This is a genomic window from Lacrimispora indolis DSM 755 (assembly GCF_000526995.1).
In the GTDB taxonomy this organism is placed as follows: Bacteria; Bacillota; Clostridia; order Lachnospirales; family Lachnospiraceae; genus Lacrimispora; species Lacrimispora indolis.
This window is the reverse complement of record NZ_AZUI01000001.1, coordinates 2,447,315-2,469,038: the sequence shown is the minus strand read 5'-3', so window position 1 is coordinate 2,469,038 and position 21,724 is coordinate 2,447,315. Positions and strand designations below refer to the sequence as shown.

General features: G+C 46.9%; 19 protein-coding genes. All 19 read right to left on the bottom strand.

Going from position 1 to position 21,724, the window contains the following annotated elements; translation table 11 throughout:
- Positions 1–133 precede the first annotated feature (133 nt).
- The 19 genes from rlmD to iolC all read right to left on the bottom strand — a co-directional run bounded on the left by rlmD (position 134) and on the right by iolC (position 21,581).
- Positions 134–1,501, bottom strand: a complete 1,368-nt coding sequence (rlmD, locus tag K401_RS0111915) for a 23S rRNA (uracil(1939)-C(5))-methyltransferase RlmD (protein ID WP_024293159.1) — start codon at positions 1,499–1,501, stop codon at positions 134–136.
- 595 nt (positions 1,502–2,096) lie between these two features.
- On the bottom strand, positions 2,097–3,776 hold the full coding sequence (locus tag K401_RS0111910) for a DEAD/DEAH box helicase (protein WP_024293158.1): 1,680 nt from the start codon (positions 3,774–3,776) through the stop codon (positions 2,097–2,099).
- Positions 3,777–3,998: 222 nt separating this feature from the next.
- Positions 3,999–4,928 carry a magnesium transporter CorA family protein gene (locus K401_RS0111905; RefSeq protein ID WP_024293157.1) on the bottom strand — a complete coding sequence of 310 codons (930 nt, stop codon included), beginning with the start codon at positions 4,926–4,928 and terminating at the stop codon, positions 3,999–4,001.
- A gap of 275 nt (positions 4,929–5,203) precedes the next feature.
- On the bottom strand, positions 5,204–5,800 hold the full coding sequence (locus K401_RS0111900) for a cytidylate kinase-like family protein (protein ID WP_024293156.1): 597 nt from the start codon (positions 5,798–5,800) through the stop codon (positions 5,204–5,206).
- 16 nt (positions 5,801–5,816) lie between these two features.
- On the bottom strand, positions 5,817–6,479 hold the full coding sequence (locus tag K401_RS0111895; RefSeq protein ID WP_024293155.1) for an amino acid ABC transporter permease: 663 nt from the start codon (positions 6,477–6,479) through the stop codon (positions 5,817–5,819).
- Positions 6,473–7,207: an amino acid ABC transporter permease gene (locus K401_RS0111890; RefSeq protein ID WP_027352480.1), complete on the bottom strand. Its 735-nt coding sequence runs from the start codon at positions 7,205–7,207 to the stop codon at positions 6,473–6,475. The genes K401_RS0111895 and K401_RS0111890 overlap by 7 nt, the downstream gene beginning before the upstream one ends.
- A 23-nt stretch (positions 7,208–7,230) precedes the next feature.
- A complete protein-coding gene (locus tag K401_RS0111885; protein WP_024293153.1) occupies positions 7,231–8,127 on the bottom strand; it encodes a transporter substrate-binding domain-containing protein in 897 nt (298 codons plus the stop codon).
- A gap of 41 nt (positions 8,128–8,168) precedes the next feature.
- Positions 8,169–8,900: an amino acid ABC transporter ATP-binding protein gene (locus K401_RS0111880; protein ID WP_024293152.1), complete on the bottom strand. Its 732-nt coding sequence runs from the start codon at positions 8,898–8,900 to the stop codon at positions 8,169–8,171.
- 145 nt (positions 8,901–9,045) lie between these two features.
- The gene (locus K401_RS0111875) at positions 9,046–10,038 is read right to left on the bottom strand and encodes an ABC transporter ATP-binding protein (RefSeq protein ID WP_024293151.1); all 993 of its coding nucleotides are present in this window, start codon (positions 10,036–10,038) and stop codon (positions 9,046–9,048) included.
- A 1-nt stretch (position 10,039) separates the two neighbouring features.
- Positions 10,040–11,059 (bottom strand): ABC transporter ATP-binding protein, encoded by a 1,020-nt coding sequence (locus K401_RS0111870; protein ID WP_024293150.1) that lies wholly within the window; start codon positions 11,057–11,059, stop codon positions 10,040–10,042.
- A gap of 16 nt (positions 11,060–11,075) precedes the next feature.
- Entirely contained in the window at positions 11,076–11,960 is an 885-nt protein-coding gene (locus tag K401_RS0111865) for an ABC transporter permease (RefSeq protein WP_051464028.1), read from the bottom strand.
- A gap of 6 nt (positions 11,961–11,966) precedes the next feature.
- The gene (locus K401_RS0111860) at positions 11,967–12,920 is read right to left on the bottom strand and encodes an ABC transporter permease (RefSeq protein WP_024293148.1); all 954 of its coding nucleotides are present in this window, start codon (positions 12,918–12,920) and stop codon (positions 11,967–11,969) included.
- 124 nt (positions 12,921–13,044) lie between these two features.
- Positions 13,045–14,673, bottom strand: a complete 1,629-nt coding sequence (locus tag K401_RS0111855; protein WP_051464026.1) for an ABC transporter substrate-binding protein — start codon at positions 14,671–14,673, stop codon at positions 13,045–13,047.
- Between the two features lie 181 nt (positions 14,674–14,854).
- Positions 14,855–15,547 (bottom strand): MgtC/SapB family protein, encoded by a 693-nt coding sequence (locus K401_RS0111850; RefSeq protein WP_051464024.1) that lies wholly within the window; start codon positions 15,545–15,547, stop codon positions 14,855–14,857.
- 236 nt (positions 15,548–15,783) lie between these two features.
- Positions 15,784–16,560 (bottom strand): 5-deoxy-glucuronate isomerase, encoded by a 777-nt coding sequence (locus tag K401_RS0111845; protein ID WP_024293145.1) that lies wholly within the window; start codon positions 16,558–16,560, stop codon positions 15,784–15,786.
- A 28-nt stretch (positions 16,561–16,588) separates the two neighbouring features.
- Positions 16,589–17,602 carry an inositol 2-dehydrogenase gene (iolG, locus tag K401_RS0111840; protein WP_024293144.1) on the bottom strand — a complete coding sequence of 338 codons (1,014 nt, stop codon included), beginning with the start codon at positions 17,600–17,602 and terminating at the stop codon, positions 16,589–16,591.
- A gap of 28 nt (positions 17,603–17,630) precedes the next feature.
- Entirely contained in the window at positions 17,631–18,530 is a 900-nt protein-coding gene (gene iolE / locus K401_RS0111835; protein ID WP_024293143.1) for a myo-inosose-2 dehydratase, read from the bottom strand.
- A 63-nt stretch (positions 18,531–18,593) separates the two neighbouring features.
- Positions 18,594–20,525, bottom strand: coding sequence for a 3D-(3,5/4)-trihydroxycyclohexane-1,2-dione acylhydrolase (decyclizing) (gene iolD / locus K401_RS0111830; protein ID WP_024293142.1), 1,932 nt, complete (start codon positions 20,523–20,525; stop codon positions 18,594–18,596).
- Between the two features lie 21 nt (positions 20,526–20,546).
- On the bottom strand, positions 20,547–21,581 hold the full coding sequence (iolC, locus tag K401_RS0111825; RefSeq protein WP_024293141.1) for a 5-dehydro-2-deoxygluconokinase: 1,035 nt from the start codon (positions 21,579–21,581) through the stop codon (positions 20,547–20,549).
- Positions 21,582–21,724: the final 143 nt, after the last annotated feature.

Genomic DNA, 21,724 nt, shown 5'->3' with positions numbered 1-21,724 from the left:
TATCCAACAAAACCCTCATTTTTAAACTATCCGGCGTTATCCCCGTCCCCTTATCTGCGAAAACTTATCCATCTCACCTTCCGCAAAAACACAACTTCATTTTACACTGAAAAACCCGCAACCCCGCCTAGAATCAAGGTTTCCGCACGAGCAATGCAACCGTTTCCACATGCAGAGCCTGCGGAAACATATCACACCCTCTAACCTTCTTCACCTCATACCCTCTCTCCGCCAAATACTTCATATCCCTCGCCAAAGTAGCCGAATCACAGCTCACATAAACCACTCTTTTCGGTCCCATCTTTACAATGATATCCAAACACGCCGCATCACAGCCCTTTCTGGGAGGATCAACCACGATCACATCCGCATACACATGATTCTTTTCATGCTGCTCCGGCAATACTTCTTCCGCCTTCCCCACAAAAAACTCCACATTATCAATCCCATTCAACCTGGCATTTTCCCTGGCATCCTCGATGGCCTGGGGCACAATCTCCACTCCATACACCTTCTTTGCCTTTTGCGCCAGGAAAAGAGAGATCGTCCCAATGCCGCAGTAAAGATCCCAAACCGTTTCCCCGCCTGTCAGTCCTGCATATTCAAGGGCAGTGCCATAAAGCTTTTCCGTCTGCACCGGATTAACCTGATAAAAGGACAGAGGAGAAATGCGGTATTTCACCTCTCCAATATAATCTGTAATATACCCCGGCCCGTAAAGGTTTTCCACCCGATCTCCAAGGATCACATTGGTTCTCTCCTTATTAATATTAAAGGAAATGCTGGCCATACCCTTGATTTCCAGAAGGCTCTCCACCAATTCCCCGCTATGTGGCAAACTGCTGCCATTAATAACCTGACAGACCATAATTTCCCCTGTCCGGAACCCTTTACGGATCAAAGTATGCCTGACCAGTCCCTTATGAGTAGCCTCATCATAAGGCAGCAAATGATACCTCTCCATATGTGCCTTAATCCGCCTTAAAACCTCCTGGTTCTCCTCTATCCCCAGGAGACAGTCCTCACACCCTATGATGGAATGGGTACGCCCCGCATAAAACCCCGTAATAATATTACCGTCCTTATCCAATCCCCATGGAAACTGTGCCTTATTCCTGTATCTCCAAGGCTCGTCCATTCCCATAATAGGCAGCATAGGAACTTCAGAAAAACCGCCGATCCTGGTGATATTATTATAAATCTTCCGTTCCTTATACCGGAGCTGTTCCTCATAATCCATTGCCTGAAGCTGACAGCCACCACATGGGCCGGCAACCGGACACTTAGGTATTACACGGTTTAAAGACGGCTCCGTGATCCGTTCCAGCTTTGCGAAACCATATGATTTTTTAGTTTTCATCACCTTGGCCTCAACCCTGTCTCCAATAACCGTATCTTTAATAAACCAGGTAAATCCATCAGTCTTTCCGATTCCCTCCCCAGTTTCGCTCATATCTTCAATTATTACCTCTATTCTATCATTCTTCTTCCACTCTGCCATCATAACCTCCAGTTTATATATACACTTCAGGTTTGGCTGCCCTGCCAAGCCAAAAACATTTTCAAGCAAAACTTCCTCAGACCCAAGCATTCCCAAACCAAAATCTCCTCAAAACAAAGCATTTTCAAACCAATACTTTTCAAACCAAATCCACCTCAAAACAAATCTTCCTCAAGTCAAATCTTCCTCAAGTCAAATCTTCCTCAAGCCAATTCTTCCTAAAACAAACCTTCCTCTAGCCAATTCTTCCTCAAGCCAATTCTTCCTCAACCCAAACTTTCCTCAACCCAATCCTTCCTCAACCCAAACCTTCCTCAACCCAATCCTTCCTCAACCCAATCCTTCCTCAACCAAATCCTTCCCCAAACCAACTCCACCTCAAACCAATACCTTCTCAAACTCCCCCCAGCCCCCACCTCAATCCTACATCACCCACACACCATATCCACATCCTGACCTTATTCTAACTTCTTTTTCCACAAAAAACAAGAAAACCTTGCAAGAAACCTATGGCCCTCCCCCAAGACAAAAAAACAGGAGCAAGACGGCTCCGGTAAGACATGTTGTCTTCCTTCCTCGTCCAGCTCCCGGAAATTTATCTGCCTTTTCCGTTGGCTTTTTCCATATGGATATTTTTTCCTTTGATCTTTACATCCTTCATGGCCTGTAATATGGCGTCAGCGTTTTCTCTCGGCACCTCTACAAAGGTATACTTGTCATACATGTCAATGCTTCCAACCATCTTTCCAGGCATACCGGATTCTCCGGCAATGGCTCCAAGGATATCTCCCGGCTTCACATTCTGATTCTTTCCGATATTAATGAACAGACGGGCCATATCTTCTCTGGGAGAAGAATCGTATCTTCCTCCCCGGCCGTTTCCGTTTCTGCTGCTACTGCTGCGTCCCCGGCTTCCGCCGCCGTAGAGATTATCCAGGGTATCAAGGGAACGAGGCTCTCTTGTATCGATGATATCCTCATTTTCCTCACCCATCATCATTTTAAGCAATGCAGCTGCCAGGTCAAGAGAAGTGTAATCTTCTTCCAAAAGCTTCTTTTCAATGATGTTCACTGTCTTGCTTAAATCTGTATCTCCGATGGTGTCCGCCACGGACTCTAAAATCTTATCCACCTTTATGGCTGTTACGTCATTTAAAGATGGGATAGCCTGAGGAACGATCTTGGTCTTGCAGTAACGCTGAATGTCACGAAGCTTATAAACCTCTTTACCAACTACAAAGCTGAACGCAATGCCTTCACGGCCAGCACGGCCGGTACGGCCGATTCTGTGAACATAATATTCATCATCCTGGGGAAGGTCGTAATTGAATACGGCTTCTACGTCGTCTACGTCGATTCCACGGGCTGCCACGTCGGTTGCCACAAGGATCTCCGTCTTACCGTTACGGAAGCTGCCCATGACCCGGTCACGCTGGATCTGCTTTAAATCTCCATGAAGTCCTTCCGCAAAGTATCCCCGTCCCTGAAGAGCCTGTACAAGCTCGTCTACCTGCTTCTTGGTGTTGCAGAAGGCAACAGACAGCTTTGGAGCATACATGTCAAGGAGACGGCACATAACCTCTACCTTGCTCTTTGGCTTTACCTCATAATAATACTGGGTCACCTTTGGAACAGTCAGCTCCTTCTTCACCACCTTAACAGTCACCGGATCCTTCTGGAACTTTCTGGCGATTTCCATGATGGCTGAAGGCATGGTAGCGGAGAACATAACTGTCTGCCTCTCCTCTGGAAGCTGGCTTAAAATAGTTTCCATATCCTCCAGAAAGCCCATATTCAGCATTTCATCAGCTTCATCCATGACCACCGTATGAACATGATCGAATTTCACGGTCTTTCTGCGCATATGGTCCATCACGCGTCCCGGAGTTCCAATGATAATCTGGGTGCCGTCTTTCAAAGAACGAATCTGTTTTACAATATCCTGTCCCCCGTAAATGGGAACAACCTTAACACCATGCATATATTTTGCAAGCCTGCGGATTTCATCTGCCACCTGAATGGCAAGCTCTCTGGTAGGACAGAGGGCAACCGCCTGAAGCTTTTTCACCTTAGGGTCAACTTTCTGTAACAGAGGGATACCAAAGGCTGCCGTTTTTCCGGTTCCTGTCTGAGCCTGGCCAATAATATCCCTGCCCTCTGCCTGGACCGGAATGGCCTGGGCCTGAATGGGGGATGCCTCTTCAAATCCCATATCCGCTACTGCCCGCAGAATTCTTTCATCTAACTGTAATTCATCAAATCTAACTGTTTCCATAAATGCTTGATCCTTTCTTACGGCCAACCGGGTTCCCATGTTGCCGTCGGCCTCGCACACACTTTTCGCAAACAAAACGAGAGGTAGCAGGCACGTTTCAGACCTTCATCCTCTCGCTTCACACAAATGTATATTATAGCAGAGTTCTTTTTGAGTGTCAAGGGACATGGTTTTAATTTTTTATGTTTTTTTACATTCAGTAAAATTTATAATCTTTGCTTTCTATTTCTTTAGCCACCCGTTCTTATTAAAATACCATATCTCTCCCAGGAGGATCAAAATGCTGGCTCCCACACAGACCAGATAGCCATAATCCCAGTTAAGCTCCGGCATGTTTTTAAAATTCATGCCATACCAGCCGGCAATCAGCGTAAGGGGCATGAAAATGGCGGTCACCATGGTGAGAAAGGACAGCGCATGGTTCTGCTTCATATCCATGTGTACCTGGTACATTTCCCGTATCTGCAGCGCATATTCTCTCAGCTCCTTCCCGTACTCCGAGAGTCTTGACATACGGCCGGAAAACAGGTGGAACAAGGCACATTCCTCATCCTTTAACAGGCCATTGTAATTTTCTGTCAGGGTCTGGCTGATATTCAAAAGCTGGCCATAATAGGAGGATATCCTTGCCAGCTCCTTTCTCGCCTTTAGTATAGCTCCTGGAACATCGCTCCGGTCTCTTCTGCCGCTCATGATCCGGTCTTCCATTTCTCCCAGCCGCTCCTCATACTTCTGCAAAAATTCAATCTCATCTCTTACCTGATACTCCAGGAATTCAAAAAGTATATGGGAGACACAGGTTTTATCAAAGATCTGGATCCGTTCCATCTCATGAAGCATTCTTTCCGCTTCTCCGCTGTTATCAATGAATATGAGCCGGTTCCGGTCCATGTAATAGCCAAATACAGCAGGCCTGCCTAAAAGCTCCTTTTTAATAGGAATAACAAGGGTTCCTATGGCACAGTCCTTTAATAAGTCTGCTCTGCAGTACTGGGCCTTTTCTAAGTTTCTCATCAGCAGATGATCCTCATACCTGGTATGATAGGTTTTCCAGTATTCTTCCTTAGTCATGATCTCCACAAGAGCTTCTCCTTCGGGAATCATCTCATCCGCTCCCACAGGAACCAGCCTTTTCTTTAATCTGTAACGCACGTTCCTTTCCTCCTGCCTCCACATATTTGTGAAACTGATATGCCGTCTTAACTCCAGCCCTGCCAGCCGACCCTTTTCTCCTGTTTCATTCCAGTCTTTCCAAATATCAATAATTTTTTACAGTACTGATATGACTTACCTAACAGGAGCAATCACCTGTCCAACACCCGTAAGCTTCCTCTACACAATAAAACAGGCCTCTCCGGCGAAAAACCGGGGCTTTCACCCATGCTTCACCAAAAAGGCCTGTTCTTATAAAAAGCTTCCCATTCTGATTATTCACCATACAGCTGGTGCACGATCTGTGCAATCAGCTTTGCGGTTCCCGTGACTCCAAGAAGGGAAGAGTCGATCATCAGATTCTTATGCTCCGGATCACCTGGAAGGTAACCGGCGTATTTCTTATGATAGGCATTTCTGGCCCTGTCAACAGACGCGATCATCCGCTTTGCCTCACCCTCAGTCATGCCAAGAGCGTTCACACAGTTTTCCAGCCTTTTTTCATAAGGTGCATAGATGAAAATGTTGATGTTGTTCTTTTCTTTTTCCAGTAAGTAATCGGAGCACCTTCCTACCAGGATGCAGCTGGTCCTTCTTGCCAGATCCAGAATAATGCCCTTTTGCACATCAAAGATAATATCCTGTATATATGCCTCGTCCGTTCCCAACGGAAACATCCGGGGCAAAAAGCTCTGCTTTGATTTTTCTTCTTCATCGCTGACCGTGGAAACCGGCAGGTTCAGCTGCTTTGCAACCTCCTCCACAATATCACGATCATAGAATTCCACCCCCAGCTCTCTGGACAGCTCTTTGGCGATGGAACGCCCCAGGCTTCCGAATTCCCGGGTAATGGTAATTGTAAACTTTTTCATAGCAAGATGTTCCTCCCTAACTGGTTACAATTGTTTTTTGATATCCCCTCACCGCACAGCTGAGGGCAAAGCAGATAGTAAAATAGCAGAGCGCTTCGAAAGCAAACAGCATCAGCATGCCTCTTGCATCATAAATGCTTCCAAGGACAACGGAGCAGTTTCTCATAAACTCCGCCACATCCACCATTTTTAAGAAGGAAGTGTCCTTAATAATGGTGATTACCTGACTGAGCAGGGCAGGAATGACCTTTTTATACGTCTGTGGAAGCACGATATAAATAAGAGTCTGTGCAAAGCTGAATCCCTGGGACTGGGCGCCTTCAAACTGTCCCTTTGGAATGGAGTTTAAGCCCCCGCGGAATATTTCAGCCATAACTGCTGAGGTAAAAAGGGAAATCGCAAATACCGATACTCCAACCTTATTCCCCTTCACAGTAAAATAGATCCAAAGTATCCACAAAAGATTGGGGGTACAGCGGAAAAATTCCGTATAAGCGGCCACGATCCCTCCCGCCCATTTCCACTTTCCGGTGGAATAGGTCCTGATGAGCGCCAGGATGGTTCCGAAAAACATACTGATGACTGTGGCAAAAACGGCGATCATCACCGTCATCCTCAACCCTTTCAGCATGAATAATACATTAGCCTGTGTAAATATCTGGTGAAATAATTCTAACATGCTGCCTCCTCATCTGCCTGAAGATCAAGCGTTTTTGCTATGGGCAGCCGCATGGATCTGATCTCTAAATAGCGGGCCAGCCTTGCCAGAGGGAAACAGATGATAAAATACATAAGAGCACTGGTAAAATACGCCTGGGCAAAATATCCCCTGTCAGCGCCCCAGGAATCCGTAAAGTACATTAAATCCATACCGGCCACCATAGCCAGGATGGAGGTGTTCTTCACCAGATTCAGCGCCTGATTTGCAAGGGGAGGCATGATGATCTTTATGGTCTGCGGCAGGATGATATGATACATGGTTTCCAGATAGGAAAAGCCCTGAGATGAAGCTGCCTCGGACTGGCCCTTTGGTATGGCTTCGATTCCGGTCCTTATGACCTCCGATATATAGGCGCCGTGATAAACACCCACTCCGATCACTCCCAGAACGAACTTGGGGATCCGGAAGCCTGAACTGGAAAATAACATGGGCAGTACGGAATAATAGCACATCACCTGCAAAGCCAGAGGCGTATTCTGTATGAATTCCACATATATTCGTGAAATTATCTTAAGCAGCTTAAATTTAGCCGAAGAAAACATACCAAATATCACTCCAAGGGCCAGCGCAACGGCCAGCCCCACCAGTGATATTTTAAGCGTCATAAGAAAGCCAGGTATATAATATTCAGGAAATGCCTGAAACAGGGCATTCCATCGTTTTGCATCAAAAAGACCTTTTATCATATCATCTATCCTTTACATAAGGTTTACTGCAATCCCCACTGGTCCTGAAGAGCCATAAGGGAACCGTCGGAAAGCATGGTAGTAATCTTTTCATCAACAAGGGCAGCAAGGCCTTCGTTCTCCTTTGCAGCCGCTACGCCGTAATCCTGCTCTGCAAAACGGTCCTGTAAGATCTGATTTCCGTCATTTACATAACCTGCTAAAATAGCACGGTCTACGGAGAAGCAGTCGATCTGCTTGGTTGCCAGCGCCTGAGCCAGTGCGGGATAACCGTCAAACTCCTGGAACTGTGGGTTTACTTTCAATCCTTTTTCATCAACATATTTCTTAAAGCCGTCCTTTGTTGTAGAAGACTGGGCTACGCCGATAATCTTTCCATCCAGATCTTCGATGGAGCTGATTCCGGAATCTTTATTAACCAGAAGTCCTACTGCATCGGTATAATATGGAGTAGAGAAGTTATAAGTCTCTTTTCTTTCCGGTGTAATGGTAAAGGTAGCAATAACCAGATCGATCTCTCCGTTCTCTAAGAGAGGTCCTCTTGTCTTAGCGGTTACACCCTGGAATTCCACCAGCTTCTTTTCCTTTGCCTCATCTGCGGTACAGCCGAAAATGGAGCCGGCGATCTCATAAGCCAGGTCATCCTCAAAGCCTTCGTATTCTCCGGTTGCCGTATTCTGTAAGCTGAACTTTGGAATATCAGCCTTACAGCCAACCTTTAAAACTCCGCGGTCAATAATTTTCTGTACGTCTGCGGTTACGTTTCCGCCTGCTGCCTCTGTAGAACCAGCTGCCGTAGTTCCTTCAGCCGTTGTCTCTGCCGGGGCCGCCGTCGTGGTTTCCGTGGTCCCTCCGCCGCATGCGGTTAAGGATGCCACAGTTGCAAAAGCCAGTGCCAGTGATAACATTTTCTTCATCATAATTGGTTCCTCCTCATCTTATAATTATCTTAAACATCATCCTAATGAAGGATTTTGCTTAGAAACGCTTTGGTCCGCTCATGCTCCGGACATTCGAAAAAGTGTTCCGGTGTTCCTTCTTCCAGAATGTACCCTCCATCCATGAAGATCACCCGGTCTGCCACCTGGCGGGCAAAACCCATTTCATGAGTCACACAGATCATGGTGATATTTTCATGAGCCAGCTCCACCATAACATTTAAAACCTCCTGAACCATTTCAGGATCCAGTGCTGAGGTCGGTTCGTCAAAGAGTATCAGGGGCTGTTTGGTGCATAAAGCCCTGGCTATGGCCACCCTCTGCTGCTGCCCGCCGGAAAGCTGGATCGGATAATTCCCCGCTTTTTCCTTTAAGCCTACCCGTTCCAGACATTTAATGGCGTTTTTCTTTGCCTCTTCCTTGGGAACATGCTGCAGCTTGATTGGTGCAAGAGTGAGATTTTCTAAGACAGTGAGATGGGGATACAAATTAAACTGCTGAAAAACCATGGAAGAATATTTTTTAGCCATTTCCAAATGGTTCTTTTTGGTCACTTCCGTTCCTGCCACGATTATTTTTCCGCTGGTGGGTTCCTCAAGGTAGTTGATGCAGCGGATAAAAGTGGACTTTCCTGAGCCGGAGGGTCCGATGATTACCAGTTTCTCGCCCTCCTTTACCGTCAGGCTTATATCCTTTAAAACCTCTAAATCTCCGAAGTTCTTTTTTAAGTTCTCAACTTTCACCATATCTGGCATAATTCCATCCCCTCTCTGTAAATTTTTTCCGTAAATATGCAAAAAGACGCCTTAGATTCTGAATTTCTTAAGCGTCTTTGCTTAGTCTTTTTAATTGTTGTTATTATAAAAAGTTTTATTTGAAAAGTCAAGGATTATTTTCTTTTTACCCTATGAGAGGCAGGCAGGAGCAGGCTACAAAATGTCCGGGAGAGACCTCTTCCATCTCCGGAACCTTGCTGCTGCACTCTTCCTGGGCATACATGCATCTGGTGTGAAAATGACAGCCTGAGGGCACATGCATGGGGCTTGGAAGCTCTCCATGAAGCATCTGCCGCTTTGACTTTGCGGAAAGCTCCGGATCAGCCACAGGGATGGCGGAAAGCAGCGCTTTTGTATAAGGATGAAGGGGATTTTCATACAGTTCATCGCTGTCTGCGATCTCCACCAGCCTGCCAAGATACATAACGCCGATCCTGGTGGAAATATGCCGCACCATGGATAAATCATGAGCCACAAACAAGTAGGTAAGTCCCATTTCCTCCTGCAAGTCCTCCAGCATGTTTACTACCTGGGCCTGAATGGAAACATCCAGGGCTGAAATAGGCTCGTCACAGAGCAAAAATTCCGGTTCCACTGCCAATGCCCTGGCAATTCCGATCCTCTGGCGCTGTCCTCCGGAAAACTCATAGGCGTACTTGTACATATCATCTGACTTCATTCCCACCTTTTTAAGCATCTCTTCGATCCTGCCGTCCATTTCACTGGCCGCCATGCCGGACACTGCCGTCATGGACTCCCCAATGATTTCCCGCACATTGTGGTGGGGATCCAGAGCAGAATAGGGATCCTGGAAAATGATCTGCATCTGACGGTGGATGGGGAGCAATTTTTTCCCCTTTACTCCGGTGATGTCCTGACCCTTAAACAGAATGGTCCCGCTGGTGGGATCGTACATGCGGATTAAGGTCCGCCCTAAAGTGGATTTTCCGCAGCCGGATTCCCCTACCAGCCCAAAAGTCTCTCCCTTCCGGATGGTAAGGTTCACCCCGTCCACTGCCTTTACTTCTGCCTTTTTCCGGCCGAAAAAGTCCTTGGCAGGAAAATATTTACAGACCTCCCTGGCTTCCAGCAGGATTTCCTGGTTCCTGTTCTCCATATCACTCCACCTTCCTTTCCCTGGCATCAAGCTCTTCTGCCGAAAAGATGCACATGGCCCTCTGGGTGTCCGAGTATACCCGGTACTTTGGAATCCCCTTCTCACATTGTTCACAGGCAAATTTACACCGTTCTGCAAAAGGACATCCATCCGGCGGATCTACCAGGGACGGGGCCATTCCCGGAATGGGCTCCAGCCGTTTCCTGTCACCTGCCTGGGGTTTGGGGATCGCCTGGAGAAGCGCCCTGGTATAGGGATGCTTTGGTGCGTAAAAGATTTCTCCGGTCAGCCCCTCTTCCATCAGAAGCCCGCCGTACATAACCAGGATCCGGTGGCTTAAACTAGCCACGACTCCCAGATCATGAGTGATGAGTATGATACTCATTCCCGTCTCATCCTGCAGCTTTTTCAAAAGCTCCAGGATCTGGGCCTGAATGGTCACATCAAGTGCCGTAGTCGGCTCATCTGCGATCAGAAGCCTGGGCCGGCAGCAAAGGGCCATGGCAATCAGTACCCTTTGCCTCATTCCTCCGGAAAATTCGTGAGGATACTGGTTCAGCCTCTTTTCAGGGGACGGGATGCCCACCTGTTCTAAAACAGCGATCGCCTCTTTTTCAGCCGCCCGTTTATCCATTCCCCTGTGGCGTTTCAGTACTTCTGTCAGATGAAAGCCTATGGTCCTGACAGGATTCAGTGCTGTCATAGGATCCTGGAAGATCATGGCGATCTCTTTTCCCCTCATCTTTCGCAGCTGTTCCGGCGTCAATTTAAGTATATCCTTATCCATAAACATGATTTGGTCCGCATTGACCTCTGCATTCTCCGGCATCAGGCCCAGGATGGATTTCATCAGAACACTTTTTCCGCTGCCTGATTCTCCCACAACAGCCAGGATCTCCTGATGGCCTGCGTGAAAGCTCACTCCTCTCACAGCCTTAACTGATTTTCCGTGGGTATGAAAGGTGGTATGGACATTTTGGGCGGACAGGATCTTATCATCATTTTTCTTAGTCTCTTCCAATTCCTGTTTCCTCGCTTTACTCTTTCTCGTCATTCATAATTTTAGGTTCCACGAAAACCCGGAGCAGATTTCCCAGTTTATTAAAAGCAAAAATCGTTATTATGATCAGAAGGCCCGGGATCAGTGCCATGTAAAAGGTGTTCTGCATGGTTCCCTGGGCGTTTTGCAAAAGGCTTCCCCAGGAAGACATTGGCTGCTGGATTCCCACTCCCAGAAAGCTTAAGGAAGACTCCGTCATAATTGCATTTGCCATGCTGGTGGTTGCTGACACAATAATTGTGGGAAATACGGAAGGTATGATATGGCTGGTAATGATCTTCCAGATGCCCACCCCTGAAAATCCGGCATACAGGATAAATTCCCTTTCCTTGAGAGAAAGGGTCTCAGCCCTCACCAGCCTGGCAATCTCCATCCAGGTAAAAAAGCCGATGACCAGAATGATGGATTTTAATCCCGGCTTTAAAAAGATGCTGACAACAGTGACCAGGATCATCCATGGGATTGAATACAAGACATCCACGATTCGCATGAGTATCATGTCCACCATTCCGCCGCAGAAACCGGAAACAGTGCCCACTGCCACCCCAATGGTAAGGCTTGTGAGCATTGCCAGGAATCCGACCAGCAGGGAAACCCGGCCTCCGTAGATGACCCGGGCAAAATAATCCCTTCCGACTTCATCGGTCCCGAACCAGTGCCCGGCAGACGGCGGCTGAAGGCGGCTTGCAATATTGGTTGCATTTGGTTCCACAGGAAGAAAAGGTGCAATCAATGCAAATAAAATAATCAGTCCCAGAAGAATCAGGGAAATGACCGCCGCCTTATCATGTTTTAATGAAAGCAATACACTGTCCACTCTGACGGATCTGCTTTTCTTTGTGTTCTTTTCGTTTCTTTTCATCTTCTGTCACCCCATTTCCCTGATGCGTGGATCCGTAATGCAATAAAGGATATCCGACAGCAGGTTTCCAAGAATTACAAGGGTTGAGGACAGTACCAGAATGATCATGACAATGGGGTAATCCATGCCCTGAATCGCCTTGATAAAATAAGGTCCTATCCCAGGCCAGCCAAATACGGTCTCAGTTATGATAGCCCCAGTCACCAGCAGCTGAAGTGCCAGCCCAAGCCTTGTAATAATGGGAAGCAGAACATTCTTACAGACATGCTTGAACATGATTTCCCCTTTAGAAGCTCCAAAGGCCCGCTGAACCAGCACATAGTCTTCAGAAAACTGAGTGACAGTGGAGGAACGGACAAATTTTAAATTAGCCGGCAAAAAAGAAAAGACAAGGGTGGTAAAAGGCATGATATAATGCCTTAAAAAGTCAACCACGGAAGCTTCCTTTCCTACGGAGTGCATGCCCACAATAGGAAGAAGCTTCAGCTTATACCCAAGGATAAAAATCAAAAGCATGGAAAACCAGAAGGAAGGAACGGCGATCGCAATGGAAGAGATCCCGTCAATCACCTTGTCTGCTGCCTTGTTCTTGTGGGAGCCTGCCAAAAGTCCAAGGATGATTGCCAGGATATAAGCGACAGCATAAGCCGGAAGCACCAGCTTTATGGTGTTGGGGATTCTCACCGCAAGGTCTCCTGCAATGCTTTGCTTGGTCACGATGGAATATCCGAAATTGCCGTTTAATATTCCGTTCAGCCAGCTGAAATACTGGATAAACAGAGGCTTGTCATACCCATATTTTGCCTTAATCAATTCAATTGTTTCCTGTGACATCCTTGGTGTTGTCATTGCGTCAATGGCATCATAGGGTGCAAAATGCATCAAAGCAAAACATAGAATTGTGATCAGAAGGATCATGGGTACGGCTGTCAATATTCGTCTTACTATATATTTCGCCATATGGTTTCTCCTTAATAATAAGAAAGAGGTGCCTGCTGCCGGAATCCTGCAGCAGAACACCCTCTACTTTTCACAGCTGCTCCTTGCCGCACCATTTCTGCAGCTTACACACCTGCTGTCTGCATTATTTCATCTGCAGTTTGGAAGTATCTTCAAAGGTATAAACAGGAACCAGCTTTGCATCCTCAATTCCTGATACGTCTTTGGATACTACAAGAAGGCGCTTATTGGAATACAGCGGATAGAAGCAAGCGGTATCCTGCAGCTTCTGCTGGATGGTTGTATAGATTTCTTTACGCTTTGCCTCATCCGTTTCCTTCCGGCCCTGAGCAAAAAGCTCATTGATCTCAGGATAGTCATAATGCATGTAATTGTATGAGGCGCCTGTTTCAAATAAGCTTGAAAACGTATCCGGATCAATGCCCATAATATAGCCGCCAAAGTACATATCATAAGAATTGTCAGCCTGCTTCATCTGCTGGCTTAAGGCGGTGGAATCCACGCCGGTTAAGTTCACCTTAATGCCTGCCTTCTGAAGCTGCTCCTGTATCATGATGGCAGAAGTGGACTGAAGGCTGTCAGAAGCGTTATAAGCAAGTGTCAATTCTGGATTTGTTACGCCGGAAGCTGCAAGAAACTCCTTGGATTTATCCAGATTCTGTTCATATTTCTCCACATCCTCGGTGAAAAACTGGCTGTTGGGAGGCATGAAGCTCCATGGCAAATCATAATACTGGGGATCCAGAAGAGCTGCATCTGCAATGGCACTTTTATCCAGGGCAAAGAGAATCGCTTTTCTGAGGTTCTCATCCTTTACACGGGCTGCATTGATCATCATATATCCCACACGGCCTTCCTGGTATGGATAAACCGTTAAATTAGCTGCTTCCAGATTCATCTGCGCAACCTGGGCCGGAGTTCCGATCCAGGCATTTACTTCCCCGCTCTGAATGGCTGTCATGGCAGTATTTTCATTTTCAATGATCCTGTATACGAAATTGTCAATGGACGGAGCGCCCAGGAAGTAACTTTCATTCTTAGTAAACTTCACATAGGAGCCTGGGGAGTACTCTGCCATTACATAAGGCCCTGTTCCCACGGGCTTGGTGTTCACATCATTGTTTTCAAAGTTCTCCACATTTTCATAGACATGCTTTGGCATGATGAATATCTGGGAAAACATCTCTACCGCTGCGGAATTGACAAAAGGCATGGTAAGGGCTACCGTATAGTCGTCGATCTTTTCGATTTTTACCGCTCCTTCAGGGAAAACCAGCTGAGAATATGCCCAGCCTGCGTTTTTCTCATCTTCCATTGCCTCAAAGGTAAAGACAACGTCATCGGCTGTGAATTTCTCTCCATCCGACCATTTTACATCATCCCTTAAGTGCATGGTATAGGTCAGCTTGTCATCAGAAGTATCTATGCTCTTTGCAAGGAAATAATTGATTCCATCGGCATTATACATATACAGAGGAGAATAGATCATTTTAATGGTCATAAGGCCAAAACGGTCGCTTGTGGTGATCACATTCACATTGGCTCCCGGATCACCTGCAATGGCATAGGTAAATGTACTCTCACCCCCTTCTGCCGTATTACCGGCCCCATCACTTGATTCGCCTGCTGAACTGGAGTTGGCAGCCGTAGTACCCTCTGCAACCGGATCCTTTCCTCCGCAGGCAGTCAGCCCTCCAAGCACCATGACAGATGCAAGCAGGAAAGCCGCACTTTTCATAAAAACCTTTTTCATAAATATCTCCTTTCAGTTCTCCATTAATAATAACCCACATCACATGTGGTTATCTTTCAGAAAAGTCAGATTTATTATAAACACATTTCTGATCTTTTTGCAACTGTTTTCGGATCATTTCCTAGTTTTTCTATATGTTTTTAGGTGATGGCCTCTTTTGCGGAAAATGAGCCTCACAATCTTAACCGCTGATGGATTCGATCCTCTTGTCATTTGACCACTTGATGATTAAGTCATTTTTCCCATATCCCGCCGGATAAAGAAGGTCCAGCTCCACCTTGGCGCAATCCTTCGCTTTCCCCACTTTCATGTTTAAAACCTTGATCTTTTCCTCGTTTAAATCAGAAATCAGCTCCTCTATAAGGCTGTCATACTGGCTGGTTGTGATCTTTAAAACGCTTCGGTACGGCTCCCTGGAAAGAAAGGGGACGTCATGAAGGATGATCTGGGTAAAAATAAGAAAAAACCCTGCACCGCACCCCATATAATAGGCGCCTGCACCGATGGCCATACCCACTCCCGCAGTCGCCCAGATGCCTGCCGCAGTGGTCAGACCGCTGACCGAATGATTCTTAACAAAAATCACACCTGCTCCCAGAAATCCGATTCCTGATACGATCTGGGAAGCGATCCTGGATGCATCAAAATTCGGTACATCGCGAAATCCATATTTGGAAACCACCATCATAAGAGCCGCCCCCATGGCCACAATGGCATGGGTTCTCATTCCGGCTGATTTATAATGATTCTTCCTCTCATATCCGATCAGACACCCTAAAAATCCCGCCACAACAATTCTGAAAAACAAACCCGTCTGGTAAATAAGGTCATACCGTTCCACAAGGCTGACCAGCATTTCCCAAGTCTGGCCCATGATGATTCCTCTTTTCTAAATATTAATTCATGTCTTATAAAATATGCTTGGGATTCATCATGTTGCGTAAAAGGGCCTGCAGGGAACTGCCTGTCCGGGCCGGTTCAACTTCCCTGCCTGTTTAAAAAAAGCTGCATTACAATAAAGACCGGAAAAAGACAGAAGCGGCCTGTTTTATCCTAAATAAAACTGCACGCGTTCCATCTCTTTCCGGCCTTTAGCGAAAGGGTATGTGATTATTTTACTTCCTTGATCCAGTTATATCTGGGATCATCCGTCCGTGTGGTCCAGGGATTGCCCGGAAGGTGGCGGATCATCCAGCAGTAGTACATGGGAAATCCAGGTGCTGTCACCTGGGGGTGGGTCCTGCCGCCGGGAATGGCAGCACAGCTTCCATCCTTGATTTTAAAGGCCTCTTCCCCAATAAAGCAGGCCCCAAAGCCCTCAGGCCGCTCAAAGCGGTAATAATAGACCTCAGGCTGAGGATGATCATGAGGGGTGTAGCTGGACCAGCCGCCCTGGTGATTGATGACTTCTCCGTTTACCATATTGGAATAAGGAGCGTTTCCATAGTCAAAGATGGTGCGGACGGTCCGCTTCATCTTGTTTTCCCAAAGCCCTTCCCCAAAAATATCATTGGTGCAGTCCTCCGGCCTGTAGAAAACGCTGTCAAACGTCCTGTCATTTTTCGTGGACTGAACCAGCACCTGACTGTCTTCCTTTGCCTTCACGTTCACCGAAACTCCCTTTGAAACGTGAAGGCAGTACGGCCCTTCCTCCATCAGGCTGCTTCGTTTTCCCCATTCCTCCCTTTCTTCCCAGGAAAACCGGATCTCTCCGGTGAGGAGAAGGACTGCCATCTCATCCGACCGGCTGGAGAAGGAAAGTTCCTCCCCTGCCTTCATCTGGTAAACGGCAATGTCCATCAACATATCATTTTCCCCATCCCCCGCTTTTGTCAGGGTCTTTACTCCTTTGGGATCAAACTCCGGATAACTGAATATTTCGCTCATGGCAGCTCCTTTCTCCTCCTTTTATTTCTTACATCATGATCTCAGAAATCTTCACAGGCCTGTGCTCCTGCACGGACTTTTTGGCTGCGATCCCCATTAATACAGGCTTTAATCCGTCTTCCACACCAAGAGGGGTAGGAGTATCATTCTCAATGGCCTCAATGAAGCAGTTCACTTCCTTTGCAAAGGACTGCATATAGCGCTCTAAGAAGAAATAAAGGGGCTTTTCACTTCTAACTCCATCGGCGGTGCTCACCACTGCGCTGGACTCGGTATCATTGGCGGTTGCTACCATGCCCTTGGACCCAAATACCTCTGCCCTCTGGTCATAGCCGTAAGCGGCTTTTCTGGAATTATCAATGACTGCCAGGCTTCCGTTCTCCATCTTTAAGGTGATGACAGCCGTATCCACATCTCCGGCTTCTCCAATGGCAGGATCCACTAAAACAGCGGACTGAACGTAAATTTCCTCTGCATCGCAGCCTGCTAAGTAGCGGACCATATCAAAATCATGGATGGTCATGTCTAAGAACATGCCGCCGGATACTGCCGCATATTCTGCGCTGGGCGGCTCCGGATCTCTGGAAGTTACTTTAATGATGTGAGGCTCGCCGATTTTTCCGGCTGCAACTGCATTTCTCACCGCCTCAAAATTATGGTCAAAACGGCGGTTAAAGCCTACCTGATATTTCACCTTACTGCTCTTTAATGCTTCCATAACCTCTTTGATCTTCTCAATGTCGTGATCAATGGGTTTTTCACAAAATACATGCTTTCCCGCCTGAATGGCCTCAACGGAAATGGGGGAATGGGTGTTGGTGGATGAGCAGATCAACACGGCGTCGATCTCCGGGTCTGCTAAAATTTCCTTGTAATCCTTTGTGGTATTGGGAACTCCCATGCCTTTTGCCCATTTTTCTGTTTCCTCATTCATAAACGGATCGGCAATGGTTTTGATCTTTCCGTTCTTTACCAGGTTACAGATGCTGGTGGTATGTACTTTTCCGATTCTTCCTGCTCCAATAATTCCTACTGTTACCATAATATCTTCTCCTCTCTCTTTCTTCCTCTTAAAGGCCGGTCTTTTCGGCAATGAATTTCCTTGCGCAGATGGCATATTCCAGTGGATTCGCCTTTGCAGGATCCTGCTCTGCTTCCACTACCATGTATCCCTCATAAGAAGCTTCCTCAAGCACCTTAAAAATCGGATCAAAGTCAATGCAGCCGTCTCCCGGAATGGTGAAAGCCCCCGCCCGGACCCCTGCCAGGAAGCTCATCTTTTCTTCTCTTACCCTTTTTACGATTTCAGGGCGGATGTCTTTTAAATGTACATGCTTGATACGTCCCACATATTTTTCCACCATTGCCACCGGATCCTCGCCGCAGTATGCAAAATGGCCGCTGTCAAAGAGGAGGCTCACATATTCCGGATCAGTTCCGGCCATCATGCGTTCCACTTCCGCTGCACTCTGGACAACGGTTCCCATATGGTGATGGAAGGTTAAAGCCACTCCGTATTTTTCCTTGGAAAGCTTTCCAAGGCGGTTTAAGCCCTCACACAACAGATTCCATTCCCTGTCATCCATTTCATGTTTTCCTTCAAACACCGGCTGATCCTGGATTCCCTGGGTGCTGTAGCTCTGCTCGGAAACACCTACCACCCTGGCTCCCATGGCTGCCAGGAACACCACATGCTTTTCAAATTCTTCTTCCGTCTCCTCATAAGGTTTGCTGATCAAAAAGGTGGAAAACCAGGCGTTGCAGATCTCTACGCCCCGAAACTCCAATGCCTTTTTTAATGTTTCCACATCTCTTGGATATTTGTTGCCCACCTCGGAACCGGTAAATCCTGCCAGAGCCATTTCGCTGACACACTGTTCAAAGGTGTTTTCCTTCCCCAGATCCGGCAAATCATCGTTGGTCCATGCGATCGGTGCGATTCCTAATTTCACTTTCTCCTTGTTTAACATGTTTGAATCCCCCTGTCAAATAAAATATTTTTTATACCGCCGTTTTTCCTGCGGGTCGCCATATTAATACTTTCTGGCTTCATTTCTTCCTTCCATGACCTTTTCCCACGCTTCTCTCACGCTGCTCTTTTCTGAGGTCGCGGCAAGTCCTACGTTCCACCAGGATTCATACCCATCCGACATGGTCTTGGGGATCACCTTTAAATCAAACAGGCAGGCCCTTTCCTGTGTTTTGGCATCTTCCAGAGCCTCTTCCAGTTCTTTGATGGTTCTGCAGGTATAAGACTTCAGTCCGTAGCCCTCCCCGATCTTGGCATAATCAACGGGAATTAAATCTCCGGTGGGCTTTTTCCCGTCCGTATAGCGGAATTCCGTGGCAAGGCTTCCGATTCCGTGGTTCATTTCCAGATTATTGATGCAGCCAAAGCCGCAGTTATCAAAGATCAGAATATTGACCTTCTGCCTTTCCTGCATAATGGTCATGATCTCACTGTGGAGCATCTGGAAGCTGGAGTCACCTACAACACAGTAAACTTCCGTTTCCGGCTCTGCAAATTTAACGCCCAGCGTGGCCGCTACTTCATACCCCATACAGGAGTACCCGTACTCTGCATGGTATCCGCCCCGCTTGTCAGTTGTCCACATGCGCTGCATACAGCTTGGAAGGGAACCTCCGGCCGTAATGATGGTAGCATCTTCATCAATGACTCTTCTGATTGCTGCAAGAGCGGCGGTCTGGGTGATCTTTCCATTGGTTAAGCGGACAAACTCCGGAATAGTTCTGGGATCCCGCGCTTTTATATTGGGCTCAAAATCATCTCCAGTGTATTCAATGCTGCCTAAACGCACCATCTCTTCATCCCATTTTCTTTTTGCATCAATGATCTCGTTTTTGTACTGAGACACATATTGTCTTTCCTTAAGCTTCTCCGCCAGGGCCTGAACGGTCACCTTCGCATCCCCTACAGCCTTGACTGCATCCATTTTGTATGCATGGAATCTGCTGTTATTGATGGTGACAAATCGGACATCTTCCTTTTGATACAGCCACTTTGAGCTTGTGGTAAAATCACTGAGCCTGGTCCCGATGGCAATTACCACATCTGCATCCTTTGCAATCACATTGGAGGCATAGGTTCCGGTAACTCCGATTCCGCCAAGGCAATAGGGATGGCTCGATCTACAGGCGCTCTTCCCTCCCTGAGTCTCTCCAAAGGGTATTTTAAATTCCTCGCAGAATTTTTCCACGGTTTCCCCTGCATCAGAGTAACGGACTCCTCCGCCTACAATTACAAGAGGCTTCTTAGCTTCTGCAAGGATGTCCGCGATCTCATCCAGTTCTTCTTCTACTGCAAGAGGCCTGGTGATCCGGTGTACCCGCTTCTTAAAGAAGTAATCCGGAAAATCATAGGATTCACCTTCCACATCCTGACAGAGGGAAATGCAGCACGCTCCGGTTTCCGCCGGGTCCGTAAGCACACGCATGGCATTGATCAGAGCGCTCATGATCATTTCCGGTCTGGTGATCCTGTCCCAGTATTTGCACACCGGTTTGAACGCATCATTGGTAGTGGTTGCAAGACTGCTGCTTTGCTCAAGCTGCTGCAATACCGGGTCAGGCTGTCTGGAGGCAAAGGTATCCGCCGGAAATACCAGCAGCGGAATGTTATTTACCGTTGCGGTAGCACAGGCTGTTACCATATTGGCCGCACCCGGTCCCACGGATGAGGCGCATGGAATGATTTTCTTCCGGATGTTCTGCTTTGAAAATGCGATGGCAGCATGGCACATCCCCTGCTCATTTCTTCCCTGAAGCACCTTAAGCTGTCCGGGGTCCGAATCCAGAGCCTCACCTAAGCCAACCGCAATTCCATGACCGAAAATAGTAAAAACACCTTCAACAAACTTTGTTTCCACTCCATCTGCAGAAACATACTGGTTATCCAGGAACTTCACAAGTGCCTGTGCTGTTGTCATCCTTATTGTTTTTGACATGTTCCGCTCTCCTTTATATTTTTATACACGGGCGATCATTTCACCAAACTTTTCCTTTTCTTCTTTTATAAATGCATGCACTTCCTCAGGCGTTGGCAGGGAAACCGAACAGTTGTTGCTCTTTACCATCATGGAGGCCTCTGCCGAACCAAACTCCAGGCAGTCTATGATATCCCAGCCCTGATACAGTCCATAAAGGAAGCCTGAACCATATCCGTCGCCGCCGCCGAATCCTTTTCTGGCCTCCACAGGGAACGGTTTGATGGAAAATGACTGTCCGTCACAAGTATATGCGGTAGACCCCTTCATTCCATGCTTAATGACCACGATCCTGGCGTGATAACTCTGCCACAGAGCCGCACTTTCTTCGTCCGTCATTCCCTGTCTGATCAGTTTTTCTGTTAAGTTAAATTCTTCTCTTGAGCCCATAATGATATCAGCTTCTTTGGCTACTGCAGAGTAGTAAATGGATATTTCATCTGCATTTTTCCAGTTATATGCCCTGTAATCAATATCAAAAATGATTCTGACATCGTTTCTCTTTGCCAGCATGACCGCCTTAAGGGCTGCTTCTCTTGACGGGCTTTGTGCAAGCGCCGTGCCTGATATCAAAATTGCTTTTGTCTTCTTAATATACGCTTCGTCTATGTCTTCTACGTCCAGCTGTAAGTCAGCAATGCAGTTCCGGTACATCAGGATATTGCTGTCACTGGAAGAAAGCATTTCTGTAAAGGTCAGTCCCAGCTTTTCTCCATTTTTGCATTTTGTAATATGAGAAGTATCGATCCCCTGTTCGTTGAAATAATCCACTACAAATTCACCGAACTGGTCATCGGATACTTTCCCGATAAATCCTGCCTTCATGCCATGTCTTGTCACGCCTACGGCGATATTAGCCGGAGAGCCGCCCACAAATTTTTCAAACATGTGCACTTTCTTTAAGGGCTTGAATTCTTCTTTCACATACTCATTGTAAGCCGGATTGAAATCAATTGCCACCCTTCCAAGAAGAATTAAGTCCATTTCTCTGGTTTCATCAAATTTTACATATTCCATCGCTGCATCCCTCCCATTGGTTTTGCGTGTCTTTGTTCTTAATTTTCTCCCGGTGAGCCCTGTTCCTCATTGAATTTTTCCGGTTGGTTTTTGAATCCCGCTCCCGTCATTTCTCTTATATTATATCAGATTGACAGCCATTT

What these genes read in the sequence shown, in the direction of transcription:
- K401_RS0111855 (WP_051464026.1), bottom strand. Translation starts at nt 14,673, where the DNA reads ATGAAAAAGGTTTTTATGAAAAGTGCGGCTTTCCTGCTTGCATCTGTC.
- K401_RS0111900 (WP_024293156.1), bottom strand. Translation starts at nt 5,800, where the DNA reads ATGAAAAAGTTTACAATTACCATTACCCGGGAATTCGGAAGCCTGGGG.
- K401_RS0111885 (WP_024293153.1), bottom strand. Translation starts at nt 8,127, where the DNA reads ATGATGAAGAAAATGTTATCACTGGCACTGGCTTTTGCAACTGTGGCA.
- iolG (WP_024293144.1), bottom strand. Translation starts at nt 17,602, where the DNA reads ATGGTAACAGTAGGAATTATTGGAGCAGGAAGAATCGGAAAAGTACAT.
- K401_RS0111875 (WP_024293151.1), bottom strand. Translation starts at nt 10,038, where the DNA reads ATGGAGAACAGGAACCAGGAAATCCTGCTGGAAGCCAGGGAGGTCTGT.
- rlmD (WP_024293159.1), bottom strand. Translation starts at nt 1,501, where the DNA reads ATGGCAGAGTGGAAGAAGAATGATAGAATAGAGGTAATAATTGAAGAT.
- iolE (WP_024293143.1), bottom strand. Translation starts at nt 18,530, where the DNA reads ATGTTAAACAAGGAGAAAGTGAAATTAGGAATCGCACCGATCGCATGG.
- K401_RS0111865 (WP_051464028.1), bottom strand. Translation starts at nt 11,960, where the DNA reads ATGAAAAGAAACGAAAAGAACACAAAGAAAAGCAGATCCGTCAGAGTG.
- K401_RS0111880 (WP_024293152.1), bottom strand. Translation starts at nt 8,900, where the DNA reads ATGCCAGATATGGTGAAAGTTGAGAACTTAAAAAAGAACTTCGGAGAT.
- K401_RS0111850 (WP_051464024.1), bottom strand. Translation starts at nt 15,547, where the DNA reads ATGGGCCAGACTTGGGAAATGCTGGTCAGCCTTGTGGAACGGTATGAC.
- iolD (WP_024293142.1), bottom strand. Translation starts at nt 20,525, where the DNA reads ATGTCAAAAACAATAAGGATGACAACAGCACAGGCACTTGTGAAGTTC.
- K401_RS0111845 (WP_024293145.1), bottom strand. Translation starts at nt 16,560, where the DNA reads ATGAGCGAAATATTCAGTTATCCGGAGTTTGATCCCAAAGGAGTAAAG.
- K401_RS0111895 (WP_024293155.1), bottom strand. Translation starts at nt 6,479, where the DNA reads ATGTTAGAATTATTTCACCAGATATTTACACAGGCTAATGTATTATTC.
- K401_RS0111910 (WP_024293158.1), bottom strand. Translation starts at nt 3,776, where the DNA reads ATGGAAACAGTTAGATTTGATGAATTACAGTTAGATGAAAGAATTCTG.
- K401_RS0111890 (WP_027352480.1), bottom strand. Translation starts at nt 7,207, where the DNA reads ATGATAAAAGGTCTTTTTGATGCAAAACGATGGAATGCCCTGTTTCAG.
- K401_RS0111860 (WP_024293148.1), bottom strand. Translation starts at nt 12,920, where the DNA reads ATGGCGAAATATATAGTAAGACGAATATTGACAGCCGTACCCATGATC.
- iolC (WP_024293141.1), bottom strand. Translation starts at nt 21,581, where the DNA reads ATGGAATATGTAAAATTTGATGAAACCAGAGAAATGGACTTAATTCTT.